The sequence below is a fragment of the Streptomyces hainanensis genome, from assembly GCF_004348415.1.
GTDB lineage: Bacteria > Actinomycetota > Actinomycetes > Streptomycetales > Streptomycetaceae > Streptomyces > Streptomyces hainanensis.
This window is the reverse complement of sequence record NZ_SMKI01000005.1, coordinates 22,311-39,070: the sequence shown is the minus strand read 5'-3', so window position 1 is coordinate 39,070 and position 16,760 is coordinate 22,311. Positions and strand designations below refer to the sequence as shown.

General features: G+C 70.9%; 20 protein-coding genes. 10 read left to right on the top strand and 10 right to left on the bottom strand.

Annotated features, from left to right (window positions below; all coding sequences use genetic code 11):
* The 3 genes from E1283_RS01085 to E1283_RS01075 form a co-directional block, all read right to left on the bottom strand.
* Positions 1-683 (bottom strand): TrmH family RNA methyltransferase (locus tag E1283_RS01085; protein WP_132815552.1); only part of this gene is annotated, 683 nt, incomplete at its 3' end.
* The gene (locus tag E1283_RS01080) at positions 680-1,969 is read right to left on the bottom strand and encodes an HTTM domain-containing protein (RefSeq protein WP_425086118.1); all 1,290 of its coding nucleotides are present in this window, start codon (positions 1,967-1,969) and stop codon (positions 680-682) included. The genes E1283_RS01080 and E1283_RS01085, both read right to left, overlap by 4 nt.
* Before the next feature lie 97 nt (positions 1,970-2,066).
* A complete protein-coding gene (locus E1283_RS01075) occupies positions 2,067-2,735 on the bottom strand; it encodes a DUF5819 family protein (protein ID WP_132815550.1) in 669 nt (222 codons plus the stop codon).
* Between the two features lie 206 nt (positions 2,736-2,941).
* Here E1283_RS01075 and E1283_RS01070 point away from each other — a divergent pair, with 206 nt between their 5' ends.
* Positions 2,942-4,114, top strand: coding sequence for a pyridoxal phosphate-dependent aminotransferase (locus E1283_RS01070; RefSeq protein ID WP_132815549.1), 1,173 nt, complete (start codon positions 2,942-2,944; stop codon positions 4,112-4,114).
* Between the two features lie 6 nt (positions 4,115-4,120).
* Here the strand turns inward: E1283_RS01070 and E1283_RS01065 are convergent, their stop codons facing one another.
* Positions 4,121-4,441 carry an ArsR/SmtB family transcription factor gene (locus E1283_RS01065; protein WP_207930255.1) on the bottom strand — a complete coding sequence of 107 codons (321 nt, stop codon included), beginning with the start codon at positions 4,439-4,441 and terminating at the stop codon, positions 4,121-4,123.
* 28 nt (positions 4,442-4,469) lie between these two features.
* Between E1283_RS01065 and E1283_RS01060 the strand changes: the two genes are divergently transcribed.
* Positions 4,470-4,946, top strand: a complete 477-nt coding sequence (locus E1283_RS01060; protein ID WP_132815545.1) for an SRPBCC domain-containing protein — start codon at positions 4,470-4,472, stop codon at positions 4,944-4,946.
* 173 nt (positions 4,947-5,119) lie between these two features.
* Here E1283_RS01060 and E1283_RS01055 read toward each other — a convergent pair whose 3' ends face one another.
* A complete protein-coding gene (locus E1283_RS01055) occupies positions 5,120-5,560 on the bottom strand; it encodes a VOC family protein (protein WP_132815543.1) in 441 nt (146 codons plus the stop codon).
* A 98-nt stretch (positions 5,561-5,658) separates the two neighbouring features.
* Between E1283_RS01055 and E1283_RS01050 the strand changes: the two genes are divergently transcribed.
* A complete protein-coding gene (locus E1283_RS01050) occupies positions 5,659-6,249 on the top strand; it encodes a TetR/AcrR family transcriptional regulator (protein WP_132815560.1) in 591 nt (196 codons plus the stop codon).
* Positions 6,250-6,286: 37 nt separating this feature from the next.
* Positions 6,287-6,628 carry a DUF5713 family protein gene (locus E1283_RS01045; RefSeq protein WP_132815542.1) on the top strand — a complete coding sequence of 114 codons (342 nt, stop codon included), beginning with the start codon at positions 6,287-6,289 and terminating at the stop codon, positions 6,626-6,628.
* Positions 6,629-6,928: 300 nt separating this feature from the next.
* Here E1283_RS01045 and E1283_RS01035 read toward each other — a convergent pair whose 3' ends face one another.
* Positions 6,929-7,306 carry a DUF6247 family protein gene (locus E1283_RS01035; RefSeq protein WP_132815540.1) on the bottom strand — a complete coding sequence of 126 codons (378 nt, stop codon included), beginning with the start codon at positions 7,304-7,306 and terminating at the stop codon, positions 6,929-6,931.
* Between the two features lie 187 nt (positions 7,307-7,493).
* Here E1283_RS01035 and E1283_RS01030 point away from each other — a divergent pair, with 187 nt between their 5' ends.
* The gene (locus tag E1283_RS01030) at positions 7,494-8,030 is read left to right on the top strand and encodes a DinB family protein (protein ID WP_207930254.1); all 537 of its coding nucleotides are present in this window, start codon (positions 7,494-7,496) and stop codon (positions 8,028-8,030) included.
* Positions 8,031-8,117: 87 nt separating this feature from the next.
* On the opposite strand, the gene E1283_RS01025 is transcribed toward E1283_RS01030, so the two are convergent.
* A complete protein-coding gene (locus tag E1283_RS01025) occupies positions 8,118-10,415 on the bottom strand; it encodes an AbfB domain-containing protein (protein WP_425086117.1) in 2,298 nt (765 codons plus the stop codon).
* Between the two features lie 399 nt (positions 10,416-10,814).
* On the opposite strand from E1283_RS01025, the gene E1283_RS01015 reads away from it, so the two are divergent.
* Positions 10,815-11,471, top strand: a complete 657-nt coding sequence (locus E1283_RS01015) for a hypothetical protein (RefSeq protein ID WP_132815536.1) — start codon at positions 10,815-10,817, stop codon at positions 11,469-11,471.
* A gap of 198 nt (positions 11,472-11,669) precedes the next feature.
* Here E1283_RS01015 and E1283_RS01010 read toward each other — a convergent pair whose 3' ends face one another.
* From E1283_RS01010 to E1283_RS36950, 3 genes are all read right to left on the bottom strand, one after another.
* Positions 11,670-12,449: a BRO-N domain-containing protein gene (locus E1283_RS01010; RefSeq protein WP_341829898.1), complete on the bottom strand. Its 780-nt coding sequence runs from the start codon at positions 12,447-12,449 to the stop codon at positions 11,670-11,672.
* Positions 12,450-12,533: 84 nt separating this feature from the next.
* A complete protein-coding gene (locus tag E1283_RS01005) occupies positions 12,534-13,412 on the bottom strand; it encodes a hypothetical protein (protein WP_132815534.1) in 879 nt (292 codons plus the stop codon).
* Between the two features lie 116 nt (positions 13,413-13,528).
* Positions 13,529-13,705, bottom strand: a complete 177-nt coding sequence (locus E1283_RS36950; RefSeq protein WP_165955965.1) for a hypothetical protein — start codon at positions 13,703-13,705, stop codon at positions 13,529-13,531.
* 537 nt (positions 13,706-14,242) lie between these two features.
* On the opposite strand from E1283_RS36950, the gene E1283_RS00995 reads away from it, so the two are divergent.
* The 4 genes from E1283_RS00995 (at position 14,243) to E1283_RS00980 (ending at position 16,743) form a co-directional block, all read left to right on the top strand.
* Positions 14,243-15,106: a helix-turn-helix domain-containing protein gene (locus tag E1283_RS00995; protein WP_132815530.1), complete on the top strand. Its 864-nt coding sequence runs from the start codon at positions 14,243-14,245 to the stop codon at positions 15,104-15,106.
* Positions 15,103-15,294 (top strand): DUF397 domain-containing protein, encoded by a 192-nt coding sequence (locus tag E1283_RS00990; protein WP_132815528.1) that lies wholly within the window; start codon positions 15,103-15,105, stop codon positions 15,292-15,294. The genes E1283_RS00995 and E1283_RS00990 overlap by 4 nt, the downstream gene beginning before the upstream one ends.
* A 241-nt stretch (positions 15,295-15,535) precedes the next feature.
* Positions 15,536-15,778, top strand: a complete 243-nt coding sequence (locus tag E1283_RS00985; protein ID WP_132815526.1) for a hypothetical protein — start codon at positions 15,536-15,538, stop codon at positions 15,776-15,778.
* A gap of 404 nt (positions 15,779-16,182) precedes the next feature.
* A complete protein-coding gene (locus E1283_RS00980; protein WP_132815524.1) occupies positions 16,183-16,743 on the top strand; it encodes an alpha/beta hydrolase in 561 nt (186 codons plus the stop codon).
* Positions 16,744-16,760: the final 17 nt, after the last annotated feature.

Sequence of the window (16,760 nt, the reverse complement as noted above, 5' to 3'; positions counted from 1 at the left end):
CTCGTGGCCAGGTTGTAGCTGGACACCCCAGCCCGCATCGGCAACGAGACGAGGACCTCGGCCCGCCCCCGCACCTCGGCCGACAGGCCGCCCCGCTCCGAGCCGAAGGCGAGCATCGCGTCGTCGGGGATTCGCAGCCGCCGGATGTCGACCCCGGCCGGGTCGAGCGCGTACAGCGGCCGGTCACCCGGCAGCGACGCGGCGCTGTCCCGGCGGGTCACCGCCGTCGCGTAGTGCAGGCCGGCCGCCGCGCGGAGCACGTTCGGGTGCCAGGGGTCGACGGTGCCGACGGTGAGCACGCCGCCGGCGTCCATCCCGGCGGCCAGCCGGATGACGGCGCCGACGTTGCCGAGGTGGCGCGGCTGGTCGAGCACCACCACCGGCGCGCCCGGCGCGGGTTCCCGCGGGGCGGGGGTGGCGAGCGCCGCGACGCCGGTCGGGTGCGGGCGCGACACGAGCGTCGCGAGGCCCTCGGGGCCGACCTCGACCAGCAGGGCGTCCACCGTCTCGACCAGGTCGGGCGCCAGTTCGCGGGCGAGCCCGAGGGCCGCGCCGCGGTCCGCGGCGACCGCGGACCGCACGTCGGCCCCGAACCGCAGGGCGTGCTTCAGCGCGTGGAAGCCGTCGAGCAGCACCGTCTCGTCGGCGAGCCGCCGCCACCGCCCCGCGATCTCGTCGCTCATCGTTCCTTGGCCCACTCCGGCTGCCGCCGCTCCCGGTCCGTCACGTCCGCCACCACCGAGTCGACCACGGCCGCGTCCGCGTACGCGTCACCGTCGCCGTCGCCGTCGCCATCCCGTCGCCGGAACAGCCGGCGGGCCAGGAGCCTGGCTCGCCCGTCGGTCCAGAGCAGGAAGGCGGTCGGCAGGAAGACGCTGTCCATGGCGATCATCGCCAGCGAGAAGAACGGCAGCCCCATCAGCACGGCGATGCCGGCGTGTTCGATCATCATGATCACCAGCAGGACGTTCTTGGCCCGCCGGTTCAGCAGCGCGAACACGAAGGCGACCTGGACGAACACCGTGCCGTAGGTCATCGCGAGCACCAGCAGTCCGCTGCCCGAGAGCCGGTCGGTGATCTCGGGCCAGGGGCTGAAGTAGTCCAGGTGCATGGGGTAGTAGGCGGCCGTGCCGTCCTGCCAGCGGGAGCCCTGGATCTTGTACCAGCCGGCCGTGCCGTAGATGACACAGACCTCGACCATGATCACCATCAGGGCCGCGTTGTGCACCAGGTTGGCGATGACGTCGGAGACGATCCTCGGCTCGCCGGGGGCGTGGCGCCGCACCAGCCACCAGAAGCCGTGCACCATCCACATGCCGGCGAAGAACATGGACCAGACCGGGCTCTCCAGCTTGCCGCCGAGCACCACGCCGACGAGCGTGAGGCCCAGCACCACCCACAGCACGATCCCCACCGGGTCCGCCGGGTGCTCGCGCCCGCTCGCGCGCCGGCGTGCGTCCAGCGACCACACCTGGCCGCACCGCACCAGCACCAGGTACATCGCCATCAGGTGGATGACGTTGTCGCCGCCGTCGCCCATGAAGATGCTGCGGTTCTGGAGCGAGAGGACGCCGATCATGAAGAGCAGCGACATCGCCCGGGTCCGCCAGCCGAGCAGCAGGCCGACGCAGGCCAGCAGCGCCAGGTGGTAGACGAACTCGAACCAGAGCGTCGAGTCGGACCACAGCAGCACGGTGAACGCGCCGTTGTCGTCGACGAAGCGGGTGGCCAGGTCGAAGCCCCAGGGGCTGTCCGGGCCGTAGAGCTCGTGCCGGTTGGGCCACTCGCGCAGCAGGAAGAGCAGCGCCGTGGTGGCGAAGCCGATCCGTACGATCGCCGTCTGGTACGGGCCGAGGGCCCGGGTGGTGATGTTGCGGATGCCGCGGGCCAGCCAGGCGTCGAAGCGGCCGCCGAGGCTCTGCCGGGGCTGTTCCGGCGGCGCCGGGGCGGGCCCGCGCTGGGCCGGCACGGTCGGGGCCGCCGGGACGGTCGGGGCCGCCGGGACGGTCGACGCTGCCGGCACGGTCGACGGCGTCGGCTCGGTCGGGAATGTCGGTTCGGTCACGTCACTCGCCTCCACCCGGCAGGTCGTCCCGCGTCACGTTCCACCACGCGAGTTCCTCGTAGGCGGTGGCGGTGTCGAAGTCCTCGGTGCGCCAACTCGGCGCCGGCACCCGGGTCAGCGACTCCCGCAGCTGGAGGCGGGAGGCGTCCCGCACGTCCACGCCGCTCTCGTCGAGCCGGAGCAGCGCGATCCGCCGGATGTACGACTCGGAGAGTTCGCCGCGCATGCCGACCGGCTCGCCCTCCTCGTCGTGCGCCCCGGTGTAGAAGTCCCAGGCGCGGCGCAGCAGGTTCTGGTCCGCGTGGCTGGGGGCGGGGTGGTGGTCGATGGCGTCGATGTCCATGGCGGTGAGGTCGACCCAGTCGGTGACCTGGCCGTCTATCTCGACGCGCGCGTGCACGGCGACGTTGCGTTGCAGCGGGTTGGGCGCGAACAGCTTCCAGTTCTGCTCGAACTCCGGGTACATGTAGCCGCGGACCGTGCTGCGGTACTCCTCGCTCACCGTGTTCGACGGGGCGACGAAGAAGAAGACCATGGCCAGGTGCCAGATGGCGTAGGTGGCGAGCACCGCCACCGAGAGGGCGATGATCCCCCGGGACCAGAGCGAGAGTCCGCCCAGTTCGATGGTCTCGGTGGGCGGATCGCCCCTCGTGTCGTCCGTCGGCCGCATGCTCGCCCCGTTCCCCCAGACTGCAGTCGCTTGACCGCAGCACCGTACCCGTCCCCCGACGGCCTTGACACACCGGAGCCGTCGGACCACCGTCCGGCGGGCCGAAACGGCCGATCCGTCGGCCACGGGCTCGGCTGTTCCGCGGCGCCTCGGGGCAGGATGGTGCCCGACGCACGTAGGGGCCCCGAGCGCGAACGGGTGGAGACATGAGCGGCAGGCCACTGCTGAACCGCAGGCTGGACGGACTCGGGACGACGATCTTCGCGGAGATGTCGGCGCTCGCGACCGCGACCGGCGCGATCAACCTGGGCCAGGGCTTCCCGGACACCGACGGCCCCGAGTCCGTCCGCGAGGCCGCCGTGCGCGCGCTCCGCGACGGCCGCGGCAACCAGTACCCGCCCGGCCCCGGCGTCCCCGAGCTGCGCGCCGCCATCGCCGGCCACCAGCGCCGCTTCTACGGCCAGGTCCACGAGCTCGACCCCGACACGGACGTCCTCGTCACGGCGGGTGCGACCGAGGCCATCGCCGCCAGCATGCTCGCGTTCCTCGAACCGGGTGATGAGGTCATCGCCTTCGAGCCGTTCTACGACTCCTACGCCGCCTGCGTCGCGATGGCCGGCGCGAAGCGCGTACCGCTCACCCTGCGCGCCCCGTCCTTCCGCCCGGACCTCGACCGGCTCCGCGACCTGATCACGCCGCGCACCCGTCTGCTGCTGCTCAACTCCCCGCACAACCCGACGGGGATGGTGCTCACCGCCGAGGAGCGGACCGCCATCGCCGCGCTCGCCGTCGAGCACGACCTGCTGGTCGTCACCGACGAGGTCTACGAGCACGTCGTCTTCGACGGCGATCACGTCCCGTTGGCGACGCTGCCCGGCATGCGGGAGCGGACGGTCGCGATCTCCTCCGCCGGGAAGACGTTCTCGTTCACCGGTTGGAAGGTCGGCTGGGCCATGGGCGACGCCCGGCTCGTCGCCGCCGTCCGCACGGCCAAGCAGTTCCTGACGTACGTGAGTTCCGGGCCCTTCCAGTACGCGGTGGCCGAGGCGCTGCGGCTGCCGGACGCGTACTTCGCCACGCTCACCGCCGATCTGCGGCGCCGGCGCGACCTGTTGGCCGACGGCCTGGGCGCCGCCGGCTTCCAGGTCTACCGGCCGGCGGGCACCTACTTCGTCACCACCGACATCGCGCCCTTCGGCGAGCGGGACGCCTACGCCTTCTGCCGCGCGCTCCCGGAACGCTGCGGCGTCGTCGCCGTCCCCAACTCCGTCTTCTACGACGACCCGGAGGCCGGCCGCAGCCAGGTCCGTTTCGCGTTCTGCAAGCGCGACGACGTCCTCAAGGAGGCAGCCGACCGGCTGCGGACCCTCGGCGGCTGACGCGGCCTACTCCTGCCCACGATCGAGTTCGTCGAGCAGATCGACGGCGGCGGCCATGTAGCCGCTGATCCACCGGTCGTGGATGCGCTTGATGGGCAGGGGCGCCAGCGACAGGTGCCGCTCCCGCCCCAGGCGGCGGCCCGTGACGAGTTCCGCCTGCTCCAGCACGCGCAGGTGCTGGAGCACGGTGGTGCGGTCGAGCTCGGGGAAGAGCGCGCAGAGCTCTCCCGTGGTGCGGGTGGACGTCTTGAGCGCGTCGAGCATGCGTCGCCGCACCGGCGAGGCGAGGGCCTTGAACACGCGATCACCGTCGGCGTCCTCATCCACGGAAGCAATCATGTTGTAAAATTACAACATGACATCAAGCACTTCACTCACCGAGTTGTCCTTCACCGTCTCCGGGCGCATCGCACGACCCCCCGCCCAGGTCTACGAAGCCGTCGCCGACCCCGAGCAGCTGTCGCGCTACTTCACCACCGGCGGCGCGAAGGGCCGCCTGACCCCCGGCGCCGACGTGACGTGGGATTTCGCCGACTTCCCCGGCGCCTTTCCCGTCACCGTGACCGAGGCGGACCCTCACCGGCGGCTGGCCATCGAGTGGGAGGGCGAGGCCACCACCGGCGAGAAGGGCGTCACCCGCACCGTCTTCGAGTTCGAGTCGATCGACTCGGGGCAGCGCACCCTGGTGACGATCACCGAGACCTCCTGGCAGCCCACCCCCGAGGGGGCCAAGGCCGCCTTCGGGAACTGCGAGGGCTGGACGGGGATGCTGGCCGCGCTCAAGGCCTGGGTCGAGCACGGCATCAACCTCCGCGAGGGCTTCTACCGCTGAGGTGAGGCGAGGTGAAGTGACCTGACCGCGCGGGGGTCGCCACGGCCACCACCCCCTCCTCGCGCGGCAGGCACTCACCGACCGGCAGTTCCCGACCGGCAGCTCCCGACCGGGTCGCCGGTCACCGGGTTGTACGGCCGCCCGGTTCGGCGGTCGCCGAGAGGAGACGGGGGTCAGCCGAGCGGGGCGTGGCCCGGGGTGTACTGGTCGGCGTACTCGCCGGTCGGCGCCACGGTGGTGATGACGTCGATCAGCACGCCGTCCGGCGCCGCGACGATGAAGTGGCGCTGGCCGAACGCCTCGGTGCGCAACGACAGCAGTTCGGTCAGGCCGGCCTCGCCGACGAGCCTGCGGTGTTCGGCGTCGACGTCCTCGACCTCGAAGTTGAGCAGCAGTCCGCCCTGGATCGCGGTGCGGTACCCCTCGGGGATCGTCGGGTGGGCGTGGTCGAGCAGCGCCAGCTCGTACCGGGGCGCGTCGGGGCGGTGGAGGCTCACGTACCAGTCGGTCTCGAAGGTCGCCGCGAACCCGAAGTGGTCGGCGTAGAAGCGGTGCCCGGCGGCCACGTCACGGGTGGCGATCACCGGATAGAAGCCGCGCAGTGTCGTCGTCATGTGCTGTCTCTCCCTCGGACGGTTGACATACCCTCGGTATGTCAACTGGGACGCTAACATACCCCCGGTATGTGAACGAGCGAGAGGACGGACCCCGGATGGTGCTGACCCGCGCCGAACAACGGGCCGCGACCCGGCGCGCGCTGTTGGCCGAGGGCCGGCGGCGGTTCGCCGAGGACGGCTACCACGACGTCGTCTTCGCCGAGGTGGCCCACGCGGTCGGCGTCACCAAGGGCGCCGCCTACCACCACTTCGACAGCAAGGCCGGGCTCTTCCGGGCCGTCGTCGCCGAGGTGCAGCAGGAGTTGGGCGAGCGCGTGGCGGCCACCGCGGACCGCCAGGACGACCTCTGGGAGCGGCTGCGCGCCGGCTGCCGCGCCTTCCTCGCGGCCGGCGCCGACCCGGCGGTGCGGAGGATTCTCCTGGTGGACGCCCCGACCGTGCTCGGCTGGCAGGAGTGGCGGGCGATGGACGACGCGGCCTCCGTCAGGCACCTGGTCGACGCGCTCGCCGACCTGGTGGACGCCGGGGTCGTCGCGGAACAGCCCGTGGAGCCGCTGGCCAGGCTGCTGTCCGGGGCGCTCAACGAGGCCGCCCTCTGGCTGGCCGAGACCCCGGGCCGGGACGCCCTGGCGCAGACCGAGCAGGCCCTCGACCGGCTGCTCGCCGGCCTGCACGTCAGCCGCTAGACGACCGACTGTCAGTGGCCCGCGTCAGAATCGACGCATGGCTCTCCGCAACGAGCAGGCCGCCGCCCGCTCCTTCCTCGAAGTCCTCTACGAGGACGACTACTTCCCCGACCACCTGCTGGACAAGGGGAGGGCGATCCTGCTGCGGCTCTGCGAGCGCGTCGAGGCGGAGCGCCCCGCCGACCTGCCCGCGCTCTACGCGCTGACGCACGCCGCCACCGAGGAGTTCAACGCGCTGGGGGCCGAGTTGGAGGCGGCGGGCAGCGAGATCGAGACGGTGGCGCGCGAGGAGATAGGCGGCGACATCTGGTTCGTCGCCACGGCGTACGGCTTCGCCGACGCCGACGTGGAGGAGCTGATCGCCCCGCGGGACTGGTGAGCCGAATTCGGCTGTCAGATGTCCGCGAAGGGCGGGATGACGCGGACGACGGCGATCAACCGCGGGCGAGGGACCGGGAGCGCGTAGAACCAGCCGTCGGCAAGAAGGGGAATACGGCGAAGCCCACCGGGCCCGCCGTGGGAAGGACCGGCTCCGATGTCGGTGACATCGACACCCACCTCGGCCAGGGCCACCGACTCGCCGCGAGGCGCTCGACTTCCCTGGTCACGTGGTGGGGAAGACCTGAGAGGACGTGCTCCGCGTCGGGGTCGTACTCCCATCGCCACCGAGCTTTGTCACTCACAAAGGGCCCTGCCCGTGTTCGATGCCCGCCTCGATTCTGGCGACATCGATGATGGCGCCGATCTCGGCCGCCACGGCGCGGGCCTCTTCGAGGTCGTCGAGCGTCGCGGCCCGTGCCTCCAGGAACCGCAGCCGGGCCGCGCGCTCGGGGTGACGCTCGATCGCGACCTGGAGGGCCCACTGCCCGACGAAACGCCGCATGGGAGCGGCGCTGACCTGCTCCCGCGCCTGCCGCAGCGCGACGGCCCGCTCGGCGTCGAACGTGCCGAGTGCTTCCGGTACGAGCGCGGCAAGGGCCGCCCTCAGGTCCTCGGGAGTGCTGGCCGGCTGCGGGATCGGGGGCACATCAGCTGGAAACCCCGATGCGGTCGTCATGCGAGCTTCCCTTCCCTTCGGCCCTGATCAGCGCGGCACGAGAGCGGGCTCGCCCCGGCCCGGGCACTTCACCCGTGCCACGCAGGCTAACTCGGACCACCCTGGGCGCACCGCCCGTCCGGCCGTCAAGGGTGACGCGCCGAATTCGTTTGCGGCGCTTCGGGCCGCCCTGTCAGGCTCGCGGCTCGTGACGACACCCCGTGTGGCCCTCCTGACCGGCCAGCTCGACATGGTCTGGGCCCTCCTCGACTATCACCTGCCGCAGATCGACGACGCCGCCTGCCACTTCGTGCCCAACCCCGACTCCTGGACCGTCCGCCAGGACGAGGCAGGCCGCTGGGTCGCCGACTGGCAGGTGCCCGAGCCCGAGCCGGTGCCGGCCACCTCGATCGGGTGGCTGACCTGGCACATCGGCTTCTGGTGGACCACCACCCTCGGCCACTGCTTCGGCGACGGCGCCCCCGAGCGCGAGGAGATCGCCTGGCCGGGCGACGCCGCCGCCACCACCGCGTGGCTGCGCGAGCTCAGGGACGACTGGCGCGCGAGGCTCCAGACCCTCACCGACGCCGACCTCGACTCCACCGAGCGCACCGCGACCCTCCCGTGGGGCGAGGGCATGCGGCTGGTCGACATCGCCGCCTGGGTGAACTTCGAACTCGCCAAGAACGTCAGCGAGATCGGCTACGTGCTCCGGCTGCACGCCGCGGCCGCCGCGCCACGCTGAAGCGCGTTGCGGAAGGCCGCGACGGCCGCGACGGCCGGCCCGGGAAGGCCGGCCGTCACGGCGTCGTGCCCGTCGCGACGGGTCGGTTCAGCCGGCCCAGGGGGGCGCGATGTCCCAGCTGGCGTCCTCGCGGAAGGACTGCCGGTTGTCGTACGGCTGCGGTCCGCCGTTGGCGGCGAGCCAGAGTTCCGAGTCGTAGTGCCGCAGGTAGCGGTGCGGGTAGTTGTACGAGCGGAACGACACGCCGGTGCCGCTCAGTCCCGGCACGGCGCACCAGGTGGCGTCCTCGTGGAAGAGCAGGGACCCGTCACCGCCGGTCCTTTCCACGCGGGACGCGCGGTGGCGCAGGTACTCGCCCGGGTAGTTGAGGGACTCGACGGAGTAGCAGGTCGGGTCCGCCAGGCCGGGCACGAGGCGCCAGGTGGCGTCCCGCCGCAGCAACTCGGGGCTGGCGGCGTCGACCTGGGCGGTGAACGCCAGGGCGTCCTGGTGCCGCAGGTAGCGGTCGGTGTACCCCGGGGTGGTGACGCGCAGGGACTGCCAGGTCCCGGCGGGCGGTTCGGCGCGGCCGCCGATCGGCCGGCCGGCGAGCAGGTCGGCGTGGGCGGCGGCGACCCGGGCACCGTCGACCTTGCGCACCCGGCGGTCGTACGTCCACAGGCCGTTGACCTCGTTCTCCACATCGGTGATCTCGGTGTAGATGGCGCGGGACAGGCCGTTGTTGCGCTGGAGTTGCTGGACACCGGCCAGCAGGCCGATGTAGCGGTCGGTGAGTTCCTGCGCGTCGGCGACCATCTCGTAGCCGAAGCCGTTGCCCGGGCTCCACTCGTGCTCGGGTACCCGCAGACCGAGCCCGCCGTACTCGCCGAGCGCCGAGATGCGGGTGTCGCTCGGCCCGGTGGGATGGCCGGGGCCGACGTAGATGTGCGAGTCGACGACGTCGCCGTTGCCCGGGTCGTGCCAGCCGGACGCGGCGGTCACCAGGCGGGACGGGTCCCAGCTCTTCACCTCGTCGGCGATCCGCCCCGCGTCGTACTGGCCCCAGCCCTCGTTGAACGGGATCCACTCCAACACCGACGGGAAGCTGCGGTGTTGGTCGACCATCTCGCGCAACTCGTGCTCGTACTGGACGCGGTCGGCGGCCGACGGCTCGCGGGACATCGCCGGCATGTCCTGGAGCACCATCAGGCCGAGCCGGTCGGCCCAGTAGTACCAGCGGTCGGGCTCGACCTTGACGTGCTTGCGGACGGTGTTGAAGCCGAGGTCGACGTGGGCCTGGAGGTCGAACCGCAGGGCCTCGTCCGTCGGGGCGGTGTAGATGCCGTCGGGCCAGTAGCCCTGGTCGAGGGTGCCCATCTGGAAGACGGGCTCGCCGTTGAGCACCGGTCGCAGCACGCCGTCGACCATGGCCTTGCCGATGGACCGCATCCCGAAGTAGCCGGTGACGGCGTCCCTGGTCCGGTTCCCCGAGGTGAGGCTCACGTCCAGGTCGTACAGGAACGGGTCGTCGGGCGACCAGAGCCGCGCGTCGGGCACGGGAACGGCGATCTCGGCGCCCGGCGCCCCCGTGGCGGTGCCCACCACCGTGTCTCCGTCCCGGGCGGTGACGCGCACGGTGGTGCCGGCCGCGCCGGACGTGTTCACCCGCACCAGGGCGCGCTCGCCCGGGAGGTCGGGGGTGATGTCCAGGCGGGTGACGTGCGCCCTGGCCACGGGTTCCAGCCAGACCGTCTGCCAGATGCCGGAGGCGGAGGTGTAGAAGATGCCCGAGGGGTCGTTCCGCTGCTTGCCGAGCGCCTGGCCGCCGGTGTCGGTCGGGTCGTACACGCCGACGACGAGTTCGTTGTCGCCGGCGCGCAGGGCGTCGGTGATGTCGAAGGAGAACCGGTCGTAGCCGCCCTCGTGGTCGCCGATCGCGCGGCCGTTGACCCAGACCTCGGCGCGCCAGTCGACGGCGTCGAAGTTGAGCAGGACGCGGCGGTTCGACCAGTCGGCGGGCACGGTGAAGTCGCGCCGGTACCACATGCGGTCGTGCGCCTCCTGGATGCCGGAGAGCGCCGACTCCACGGGGTAGGGCACGAGGATCTCGCGTTCCAACGTGCGGCCGGTGGGCGGGGCTTCGCCGGCGGCCGCCGGTTCCCACTCCCACAGGCCGTTGAGGTTGCGCCAGTCGGGCCTGGTCAGCTGCGGCCTCGGGTACTCGGGCAGGGCGTTGTCGGGGGACACCTGGTCGGTCCAGGGGGTGGTGAGTGGGGGCGTGCCGGGCGCCCACTCCGCGGCGTGCGCCGCCGGGACGGCGGCGAACAGCGGCAGCAGGCTCGCGAGCAGCGCGGCCAGGACCAGTCCTGCGGTGCCGGGCCGTAAGGGGATCGGTTTCGTGCGCACGTTGGCCTTTCGGATCGGGGGAAACGAGGTGCCGTGAACGTGAGCTGGTCCGGTGTCGTTACATCGATGTAGACGTGGGCATGACAGCATCGGCCGTGACGTCTGTCCAGACCCGCCGCACGAACCTCGGGATGCCAGGCAGCCGGCTACCGCTCGGCCACCACGCCCCTCCACCGCCCGCGCGGTCGTGCGCGCCTGCGGCGCGCTGATGATCGCGACCGGCGGCTCCCTGCTGCTGGAACGCCTGGCCGGCTGACGGGACCGTCACTCCGCCGTGCCCCCTCGTTCCCACTCTCTACCAGCCACTTCGCAAGAACAAGACTGTGATTTCGGCGATGAAGCCAGGAGACTCGTCGCCAGGTGGCGCCGACCGCGCCGCCGGCCGAGGGGAGGATGTCGATGCCCGAGATGTGGGACCCGCACGGCAGCCTGAGCCGCATGCTGTGGATCGGCGGCGCGCAGTGGGCCGGCAAGACCACGGTGTCCGAACTCGTCGCCCACGAGCACGGGTTGACGGTGTACCACTACGACTACCACGACGCCCGCGGCCACCAGGACCGCCGGATCGCGCTGCGGGTCGCTCGCGGGGAGCCGGTCGAGGATCCGCCCCCCGACCAGGTCTGGGTGAACCGGAGTCCGGAGGAGATGGCCACCGAGGCGCTGGCCGGCTTCCCGGTCCGCTTCGCATGGGCGTTGGACGACCTGCGTGCGCTGTTCACCGGCCGCCCGGCGATCGCCGAGGGATGGGGGCTGCGCCCCGAACTGGTCGCACCGCTGCTCGACTCACCGCGACGCATGGTCGTCCTCGTTCCCACCGAGGAGTTCCGGCGGCACCAGCTCCGCACCTACCCGCGCGCCGGCGCCCTGGACGTCCCGGTCAGCGACCCAGCCCGCGCCCAGGCCAACCGCGTCGCCCGTGACCACCTGATCGCCGAGGACGCGGCGCGGCAGGCCCGCCGACTCGGCATCCGCGTCATCGAGGTCGACGGCACTCTCGACGCGGCGGCGGTGGCGTCGACGGTGGCCGAACACTTCGCCCCCTACCTGCGAGCGTGACGTCGCACAGTCGCGCTGCGAGTTGCTCGCCCCCCGGCTGAGGACCCCTAAGCGTGGTGCACACCGTAGACGGGCGTGTTGCGGACCGAGCCGATCTGGCGGATGCACTGCCTCTTCAGCAGGAAACGGAGACAGTCATGCACGCGTGCTGTCGTGAGGCCGGTGCTGGCGGCGATCTCCTCGATGCTGTACCGGGCCTCACCGTGCTCGGCCAACGCCGGCGCCAATACGACGGCCACCGCCCACACGTCCTCCGTGACCGTGAGCCGAGCTCGCCAGGAGGCGAGCAACTCGCTGGCGCTGGTGGAGACGTGACGCGAGCCGACCGACTGTCGTGGCAGCTGCCCCCATGAGTCCGCCAGGCGCGACACACTCTGCGCGATGGACTGGATCGCGGCGACCCCCCTCCCATCGCGCCCGGTTGGCCTCCTCCTCTGAAGCCGCCAGCCGCTGATCGATGCGAAGGTTCTGCTCCTCCAGCCGCACGATGACGTCGGCGACCTGCTGCGGCATCGCGTAGACGACGGGTGCCCCGGGCTCGGCCGGCTGGACCTCGGCCTTCCGCAGGGAGTAGGACCCCTCGCGCTGGACCGTGACGACCACGTCCGAGACCCACGCCTTGAACGCCTGCGCACCTGGCTTGGTGCATCCGTTGACGAGCGCCACGAGGCCGTTGAGATTCACCATCCGCATGGACTTCATGAGCCCGTGACCTGCAATTTTGCAGGAAGCGTCTACTGTATAGACGCCTCGTGCAACTTCGTCGAGACGAGCGGTGTACTCCGGCGCGACGTGGAACGCGATCGCCTGGCGGGTGTTGGCGTAGCCCAACTCCTTGGCCACGTCCACTGCGGGGAACCAGTGCTCGCCGTCCGGCATCGTCAGACGGCGGACGCGGGAGCCCGTCGCCGCGTACACAAAGTCGTTGACGTCGATCGCGTCGGCCGGGTGGGACTGTTGGGTGTGTTGTTCACTCACGAGACGGACGGTAAGCACTCAATCGCACCCAAAGACAAGCATTCGGATCAAGTTCGCCCATTCGAGCGACAGAGACTGCCCAGGTCAGCTTCGTGCCACACCGAGAGCCACCCCGCCAGGGCTGGTTCCGCGCAGGGCGGCACGCACCTTCGCCAGACCGCGTATGGCGGCATCGGCTCGTTGCACGTACTCCGCGCTCCGGTCTCCGAGGCCCGCACAGGCACGGCAGATGCCCGCCTGCGGCGTCGGCCGGCCGCACTCGTCGCACTCCACCCAACGCCGTGTCGCACGTTCGGGAGGCGGCGCGGGCGGCAGCTTCCGCACCAGTCGGTCGCGCAGTAACGCCGGCGCGGAGTGCACAGGTTCGGGCAACCCGCTGAGCAACGCGACCGTGAGCTCCCGTTCGCCGAACCCGCGCGCCAACCACGCGCCCACCAGCGGCGCGAGGGCCTTCGCCTCGGCCGTACCGAGCCGCAGCCGCGGTTCGGCGCGCACCACCCGGAACAGCGTGTCGACCGCTTCGACGTGCTCCGCTCCCACCTCGACCTCGACTTCGGCCTCGATCACCGGCTCGGGGAGGGTGGGTTCTCTGTCTGGGTTCTTTATGGGGTTACCGCCCGGCGCGTCGGTGGTCGGTCCACCGGAACTCGGACGGATGACACCCGGTTCTCGCTGCGGAGTGTCGAAGACGTGCGATTCGCTGACGAGAGTGCCGTCGTCCCGACGGACCCGGTCAACTCGGTAGTAGGCGAGTGCGGTGAGCTCGCGAAGCGCTCTGGCGACCGCGAGGCGGCCCTGCGGACTGGTGTCGGCCATCCGCCGACCGTCCTCCGACCAGCCATCGGGCCGGGAGAGCAGGTCGACCAACAGCCCCTTGGCGGTGTAGGACAACCGCCGGTCCTGCAACAGGGAGTTGGGAAGTACGGTGAATCCGCTCGCATGGCGGCTACGATGAACCTGCATCGGGAGGGCTTACTCCTTGTGCCACACCCCGGGACGTTGGCGCGTCGCCGGGGTTCAGTTTTTCTGCTGATCGGTCACCGACCGTACCACGCGAACAGCGGTGCGTAAGGCGTCGCTCACCACCCGCCCTTCGCCAGCGCGTTGGCCTCGCTCTGCGCGTTGACCTCGCGCACCCGCTGCCGCAGTCGTTGCAGCGTCGGGCTGTCCTGTTCCTGCGTCGAGCCCGACTGGCCCGACTCCTCGTCCTGTTGTTGCCCTCTGGGCTCCTCGCCACCGTGCTGCTGCGTACTCATGTCTATTCGATCTCTTCCAACTCGGCCCAAAACGTCCGGCCGACGCCGCGTTGATCCGTGAACCCCCAGACCTTGGCCCGCGCCACAACGAGCTGCAGACCGCGACCACGCGTCCACGGCGGTTGACGGAAATCGCCGCGTGCGTCGCGTACTTCGATGCGTAGTGCCCCCGCTAGACCCGGCTGCCGAAGCCGAAGCTGGAATCCGCGGCCCACCCCCGGGCCGGAGAAAACGGCAAAGGCGGCCAGCTCATGGACCATCGCCCCGGCCACAGCACAAAGCGGGCTCCCGGGCGAATGACCCCACATACCAAGTTGATGAATTGCGAGTCGATGTGCGAGGCGCACAGACCGGCGCGTGGGAGCAAAGTGCTGCACGAAAACGCGCGGTTGAGCGGAAAATTCAACTGTCATGCCCCTAGGGTCGTCATACCCACCTAGGCTGACCCCCACAACACCCGGTACTCACCGTCCGGGTACGACCACGGCTCGTCACAAGTCCGTGGTCACGGCGACGAAGCAGGGAAATATGGTGGGCATGGCCGAGCAACCAGATGCCGAGGCGGAACTCCCCGAGGACAACGACGGCGCGCGCGATTTCATCCGGGCGGTCGGCAAGATGTTCAAGCGCGCCCGAGAACGGGCCGGCCTGAGCCAGCCGGAGGCGGCCGCAGCGCTCAACTACGGTGTGGACATGCTCTCTTCGGTCGAGAGCGGCCGCCGCGTCGCCTCCCCCGAAATGCTCCTCGCGGCCGACAAGCTGTTCCGCGCCGAGGGCATGCTGGTCGCCGTCAGCGACGACCTCGAAAAGGCCCGCAGCAAGGCCAGGGCCCGCCACCCGTCCTGGTTCCGCAAGTTCGCCAAGCTTGAGGGCGGCGCGGTCGAGATTCACGAGTACAGCACGATGGTGATTCCCGGACTACTCCAGACCGAGCCGTACGCGCGCGCGTTGTACGGGGTTCGGCAGCCGCCGTACGCCAAAGAGGACATCGACGTACTCGTCGCTGACCGGATCGAGCGCCAGAAGATCCTGCACAACTGGCCGCCGCCGAAGACGAGTTTCGTCATCGAGGAAGTGGTCCTCCGCCGACAGCTCGGCGGCGACGAAGTCCATCGCGGTCAGCTCCTCAATCTGCTCCGCGCCGCCGAACTCCCCGGCACGGAGCTTCAGATCATGCCGATCGCGCAGCAACATCATCCGGGCCTGACCGGCCCCTTCATCCTGCTCACTCCCAAGAGCAAGCCGCAGCTCGCCTACACGGAATCCCACGGCCACAATCGGCTGATCAGCGACGTGGAACAGGTGCGTCTGATGGCGGCACGATATGGAAGTATCCGAGCACAGGCTCTCAACTTCCGGGAGTCCACGGAGCTGATCGAGAAGCTACTGGGAGAACTATGAGCAACGAGGCGTCCGAGCTCGCCTGGTTCAAGTCCAGCTACAGCGACAACGAGGGCGGCGCCTGCGTCGAGGTGGCGACGTGCGCCGACGCCGTGCACGTCCGCGACTCCAAGCTCGCGGACGGCCCCCGGTTCAGCACCTCCCCCACCACCTGGTCCGCGTTCCTCACCTACGCCTCTACCCGCTGACCGCCGACAACCACGAGGCCCCCGCCGTACGGCGGGGGCCTCGACTCGTACCGACCGGCCCGGTACCGGCCTACGACCGTGCCTCAACTCTTCGGCACGCCGTTGGTGGGGCATGGTGACAACGACCCACTTGTCCGACACCCTCGCTCCTGGGGGTCTGACCGACATGTCCGAAGTGAACCACACTCGTCCCGTCGAACCGAAGCCCTTCCGAATGTCCGGTCCTGGAGGGATGGTGGAGGTGCCAAGCACCATCGCCGGCATCCGGGCCGCCCTGCCGGAGGGCGAACGGGAGGCTTTCGACCAGGAGGTGTGCACGACGGACGCCCGGAACCTGCTGATGGTTCTCGCACGTTGGGCCATGCACATCCCCACCGAACTCGACGCCCCCGAGGAGGTGTTGGTCGCACGGCTGAAGGAAGGCGACTTCTCATCCGTCACCTTCGCCGACGAGACCGACGACGCTTGGCGGAGCGCCGGGTGAGGGCCTACCGCGTCGCGTACACGGACGGGGCGCGGCCAGCAGACTGGCCCTCGCGCCGGAACACCGGAAGCCGTTCGAGGACGGCATGCGTGCCATCGCGGCCCGTCCCTACGACTGCGGATCCGCTGCGGTCAGGGGCGACCGAGACCGCCGCGAGGCCGCGGTTGGCGGGGTGGCGCTCGTGCGTTACGAAGTCAGCGCGGCCGTGCTGATCGTCACGGTGCTCCGCCTGGTCCCCGCGCCCTAGGGAAACACCGCGCGTACAGCGCGGGACCGTGTGGCTGCGAGACGAGACCAACCAGGTTTCGCGGTCGTCCCTCTGACGCCCCCCGAGGTCGCATCCCGTACGGCGGGGCCCTCGACTCGTACGGGCTCGGCCGGTACCGGCCCGTACCCTGGCGACCATGCCTGATCCCACCCGCTTCGACGGTGACCGTGACCGCGTCGCGCTCGTCATTCCCGGCATGGGGTACACGCCCGCCAGGCCGCTGCTGCACTTCGCCCGCGCCGTGCTGCTCCACCACGGGTGGACGGTCCAGGAGTTGTGGTGGCAGGTCCCGGACGGCCTCTCCCGGTGGCCCGCCGGCGAGCGGATCGCCTGGGTCGAGCGGCAGGTGAATGAGGCCGTCGACGCCGAGGGAGGGGCCTGCCGGTTGCTCGTCGGCAAGTCGCTCGGCACGCTCGCCGCCGGCGTCGCGGCCGATCGGCGGATCGCGGCGGTCTGGCTGACGCCGTTGCTCACCGACGAGTTCGTGGCGGGTGCGCTGCGGCGGGCCGAGGCGTCGACCCTGCTCGTCGGCGGAACCGCCGACGGCTGGTGGGACGCGGGGATCGCCGCGTCGTCGGGGCACGAGGTCCTGGAAGTGCCGGCCGCGGACCACGCCCTGGAACTACCGGACGACGTGGCGGGATCGGTCGACGTGCTGCGGCAGGTCGTCGCCCGGCTGGACCGCTTCGTCCGCTGAACACCTCACGGGACCCG

What these genes read in the sequence shown, in the direction of transcription:
- E1283_RS36950 (WP_165955965.1), bottom strand. Translation starts at nt 13,705, where the DNA reads ATGAGTACGCAGCAGCACGGTGGCGAGGAGCCCAGAGGGCAACAACAG.
- E1283_RS01035 (WP_132815540.1), bottom strand. Translation starts at nt 7,306, where the DNA reads ATGACGACCGCATCGGGGTTTCCAGCTGATGTGCCCCCGATCCCGCAG.
- E1283_RS01005 (WP_132815534.1), bottom strand. Translation starts at nt 13,412, where the DNA reads ATGCAGGTTCATCGTAGCCGCCATGCGAGCGGATTCACCGTACTTCCC.
- E1283_RS01055 (WP_132815543.1), bottom strand. Translation starts at nt 5,560, where the DNA reads ATGACGACGACACTGCGCGGCTTCTATCCGGTGATCGCCACCCGTGAC.
- E1283_RS01070 (WP_132815549.1), top strand. Translation starts at nt 2,942, where the DNA reads ATGAGCGGCAGGCCACTGCTGAACCGCAGGCTGGACGGACTCGGGACG.
- E1283_RS01015 (WP_132815536.1), top strand. Translation starts at nt 10,815, where the DNA reads ATGCCCGAGATGTGGGACCCGCACGGCAGCCTGAGCCGCATGCTGTGG.
- E1283_RS00990 (WP_132815528.1), top strand. Translation starts at nt 15,103, where the DNA reads ATGAGCAACGAGGCGTCCGAGCTCGCCTGGTTCAAGTCCAGCTACAGC.
- E1283_RS01075 (WP_132815550.1), bottom strand. Translation starts at nt 2,735, where the DNA reads ATGCGGCCGACGGACGACACGAGGGGCGATCCGCCCACCGAGACCATC.
- E1283_RS01050 (WP_132815560.1), top strand. Translation starts at nt 5,659, where the DNA reads ATGGTGCTGACCCGCGCCGAACAACGGGCCGCGACCCGGCGCGCGCTG.
- E1283_RS00995 (WP_132815530.1), top strand. Translation starts at nt 14,243, where the DNA reads ATGGCCGAGCAACCAGATGCCGAGGCGGAACTCCCCGAGGACAACGAC.
- E1283_RS00980 (WP_132815524.1), top strand. Translation starts at nt 16,183, where the DNA reads ATGCCTGATCCCACCCGCTTCGACGGTGACCGTGACCGCGTCGCGCTC.
- E1283_RS01045 (WP_132815542.1), top strand. Translation starts at nt 6,287, where the DNA reads ATGGCTCTCCGCAACGAGCAGGCCGCCGCCCGCTCCTTCCTCGAAGTC.
- E1283_RS01060 (WP_132815545.1), top strand. Translation starts at nt 4,470, where the DNA reads ATGACATCAAGCACTTCACTCACCGAGTTGTCCTTCACCGTCTCCGGG.